Source organism: Paenarthrobacter sp. CM16, from assembly GCF_013179505.1.
In the GTDB taxonomy this organism is placed as follows: Bacteria; Actinomycetota; Actinomycetes; order Actinomycetales; family Micrococcaceae; genus Arthrobacter.
Map to the genome: position 1 here is coordinate 1 of NZ_JABMCX010000364.1, position 3,929 is coordinate 3,929.

The window sequence follows — 3,929 nt, forward strand, 5'->3', positions numbered from 1 at the left end:
CTGGCCGACGGAAAAGATCGTGCTGAATCTTTGGGGCGGACATACGCAATTCGAGAACTTCACGGCATCACCGGGGCGTTCCGTGGTGGTTGCCTTGGCCGGACCAGCGTCCAACTTTGTCTTGGCAGCCGGGATGTGGGCAGTCCTTTCCACCGGCGCCCTCAGCGGAGTATCGGACATCCTCGCGAATATCCTGATGTGGGCCAATCTCCTCATCGGCCTGTTCAACGTCCTCCCCGGTCTGCCCTTGGACGGCGGAAGGCTCGTTGAGTCGGCCGTGTGGAAGGCCACGGGCAGCCAGGACAAAGGAACCATCGCAGCCGGCTGGTCCGGACGCATCATCGTCGCAGCCTTGGTCATTTGGTTCATCGGCCTTCCGCTCATCAGCGGTTCTCCCCTTGACATCAACCTCATGCTGATCACCGTCCTCGTCTGCGGCTTCCTGTGGATGGGTGCTTCGAGTTCGATTCACCACGCAAAACTTCGCAGCCGCCTCTACCTCGTGAGCGCCGCGGGCCTGGCAGAGCGTGCCGTCGGCATCCCGAACTCCGCCACTGTGGCCGACGTCCTGGACATATCACCGTCCGGTAGTCCCGCCGTCGTGATTTGCGGACCCGACGGCAAGCCCCAGGGTGTGGTGGACTTCGGCGCTGCTGCCGCTGTACCTCCCCAGTCAACGACCACGACGCCCGTCACCGCAGTAGCCCACGCCCTTGGGGCCGGCGCGTACGTTCCGGAATGGTCCAAAGGCCAGGAACTGATCCAATACTTGGCACGGCTGGAGGGCGGCGAATACGCTGTGGTGGACCACAACGGAATCGTCACCGGACTTCTCCGCCAGCAGGCAGTAGTGACGGCTATAACAGGCAAGGAAGCCCGCCGGAGCGGGCGGGCCTGACATCCTTGCCGGTAGAGTTGCATGCCGGCGGTTTTACCGAAGAACCCAGTGATTTTTGGCGCCCATCCGCCAGCAAGATGATGCGGCCCAGCCGTACAGGAGCGAGGAACAGCACATGAGCAGCGAAACCGCCGCCCCCGAAGCAAACGCAGGCACCGAAGAGACGTCCGCCGGCACGGCAGTCACCGGCCAGCCGACGGGAGCTGCACGTCGCCGCGGGCCCTTCCGCGTTGGAGAGCGGGTCCAGCTCACTGACGAACGCGGTCGCATGAACACCATCACCTTGGAAGTGGGCGGGGCTTTCCACACCCACCGCGGCTTCCTGAACCACGACGAAATCATCGGCAAAGTCGATGGCTCGGTGGTCAGCAACAACGTGGGCCAGCAATACCAGACCCTGCGGCCGCTGATCTCAGACTTCGTCTTGTCCATGCCCCGGGGCGCCGCTGTGGTCTACCCGAAGGACGCCGGTCAGATCGTGACCATGGCGGACATCTTTCCGGGCGCACGCGTCGTTGAAGCCGGTGTCGGCTCCGGCGCCCTCTCCATCTCCCTGCTGCGCGCCGTAGGCGACGGCGGATACCTCCACTCGTTTGAGCGTCGCGAAGAATTCGCTGACATCGCTCGCGGCAACGTGGAGACCATTTTCGGCGGACCGCACCCCGCGTGGCAGATTTCCCTGGGTGACTTCCAGGAAGAGGTGGTCAAGGCCGAGGCTCCCGGATCCGTGGACCGCGTGGTCCTGGACATGCTCGCGCCCTGGGAGTGCCTCGACGCCGTGGCCACCGTCCTGGCTCCGGGTGGTGTGTGGATCAACTATGTAGCAACCGTCACCCAGTTGTCGCGCACAGCAGAGGCCATCCGCGCAGACGGACGCTTCACCGAGCCGGACGCCTGGGAGTCGATGGTCCGCGGTTGGCACCTTGAGGGCCTTGCCGTCCGTCCGGACCACCGCATGGTGGCTCACACCGGCTTCCTCCTGGTGACGCGCCGCCTTGCTGACGGAGTGACCGGAATTTCCGTCAAGCGCCGCCCGTCCAAGACGGAGTTCAGCGAAGAAGACCTGAACGCATGGACCCCCGGTGCTGTAGGGGAGCGGTCAGTTTCGGACAAGAAACTTCGCCGGGCAGCCCGCGACGCCATCGCCGGAACCAACGTCCAGGATGATCCCACAGTCACAAACTGACAAAGGTCACAATAGGGTCCGCATTCCGAATGTCACCCAGCACCCTGAGCTTTTCGGGACTAAGGTCTTCTTAAGCGCAGGAAGGGGCTGATGAATCGTGGATACGTCAAACAACGACCTTGGACGGCCGACGCCGGAAGAAGCACACGCCGCAGCAGGAGAAGCAGCAAGCCCGGGGCATGCCGCAGTCCAACCGCCCGAACCTTCGAGTGATCTGACGGTTGCCGAACGGCAAATCAATATCCTCCGGGACAAACTTCGCCACATTGACCGCCAGTTGGCTGCGGCAACCCAGAACAACGGCAAACTTGTCAGCATGCTGGAGACGGCGAAGGCCGAGATCCTCCGCTTGAAAGGTGCCCTTGAGCAGGAGGGCCAGCCGCCGTACAGCTTCGGGACCGTGGTGCAGATCAACCCGCGGAAGCAGCCTTCGGCCGGCAGTTCCAGCCAGGCCGCCACGGAAGAGTCTGTGGACATCTTCAATGCAGGCCGGAAGATGCGGGTGGGCGTAAGCCCTCTTGTCAACGTCAACCAACTTGCCGTGGGACAGGAAGTGCTCCTGAACGAGGCCTTGCTGGTGGTCGCCGGCCTCGGCTACGAACGTGCAGGCGAACTGGTTACGCTCAAGGAAATGCTCGGCAAAGACCGCGCGCTGGTAGTGGGCCGGGCGGATGAAGAACGTGTGGTGCGGTTGTCCGGCGCACTGCAGAGCGTTCACCTGAAGGTAGGCGATGCCCTGTCCTTGGATTCGCGGACCGGCTATGCCCTGGAGAAAGTGCCGCGGGCCGAGGTAGAGAACCTCGTCCTCGAAGAAGTCCCGGATATCACTTACCAGGACATCGGCGGCCTTGGTCCGCAGATCGAACAGATCCGCGACGCCGTGGAGCTGCCGTTCCTGCATCCGGACCTCTACCGCGAGCATGGACTGAAAGCTCCCAAGGGCATCCTGCTCTACGGCCCTCCCGGGTGCGGCAAGACCCTTATTGCCAAGGCCGTAGCAAACTCCCTGGCTGCCCGCGCGGCCGAACGCGCCGGTAATACCGATCTCAAGAGCTACTTCCTGAACATCAAGGGACCGGAACTGCTGGACAAATATGTGGGCGAGACCGAGCGCCATATCCGGTTGATCTTCTCCCGGGCACGGGAAAAGGCATCCGACGGCAGCCCGGTGGTTGTCTTCTTCGACGAAATGGATTCGCTGTTCCGCACCCGCGGCACCGGTGTTTCCTCGGATGTCGAAACCACCATCGTGCCCCAGCTGCTCAGTGAGATCGACGGTGTGGAGCGACTGGACAACGTGATTGTCATTGGCGCCTCCAACCGTGAAGACATGATCGATCCCGCCATCCTCCGCCCTGGTCGCCTGGACGTGAAGGTGAAGATCCAGCGCCCTGACGCCGAAGCAGCAGCGGACATCTTTGGCAAGTACATCACCACCGACCTCCCGTTCCACGCCCAGGACCTGGCTGAGTATGGCGGAGACGTACAAGCCACAGTCGACGCCATGGTCCAGCGCACCGTGGAAGCCATGTACTCCACCGAAAAGTCCAACGAGTACCTTGAGGTCACCTATGCCAACGGCGACACCGAAATGCTCTACTTCAAGGACTTCAACTCCGGCGCCGTAGTGCAGAACGTGGTGGACCGCGCCAAGAAGTACGCCATCAAGGACCTCCTGACCAACAACCAGAAGGGGCTCAGGATCGAGCACTTGCTGCGGGCCGTGGTGGATGAATTCCGCGAGCACGAGGACATGCCCAACACCACCAACCCTGACGACTGGGCACGGATCTCCGGCAAGAAGGGCGAGCGGATCACTTACATCCGCACCATCGTCCAGGGCAA

At 62.5% G+C, this 3,929-nt stretch carries 3 protein-coding genes; all 3 read left to right on the forward strand.

Features of this window, described 5'->3' with window-relative positions; genetic code table 11:
• Positions 1-898: site-2 protease family protein (locus HP499_RS21715; protein ID WP_172326176.1), on the forward strand; the 898-nt coding region annotated here is incomplete at its 5' end.
• Positions 899-1,013: 115 nt separating this feature from the next.
• On the forward strand, positions 1,014-2,084 hold the full coding sequence (locus tag HP499_RS21720) for a tRNA (adenine-N1)-methyltransferase (protein ID WP_172326177.1): 1,071 nt from the start codon (positions 1,014-1,016) through the stop codon (positions 2,082-2,084).
• 97 nt (positions 2,085-2,181) lie between these two features.
• On the forward strand, positions 2,182-3,929 hold a 1,748-nt coding region (gene arc / locus HP499_RS21725), incomplete at its 3' end, for a proteasome ATPase (RefSeq protein WP_172326178.1).

Coding starts and splice junctions, on each gene's coding strand:
- HP499_RS21720 (WP_172326177.1), top strand. CDS start 1,014: ATGAGCAGCGAAACCGCCGCCCCCGAAGCAAACGCAGGCACCGAAGAG.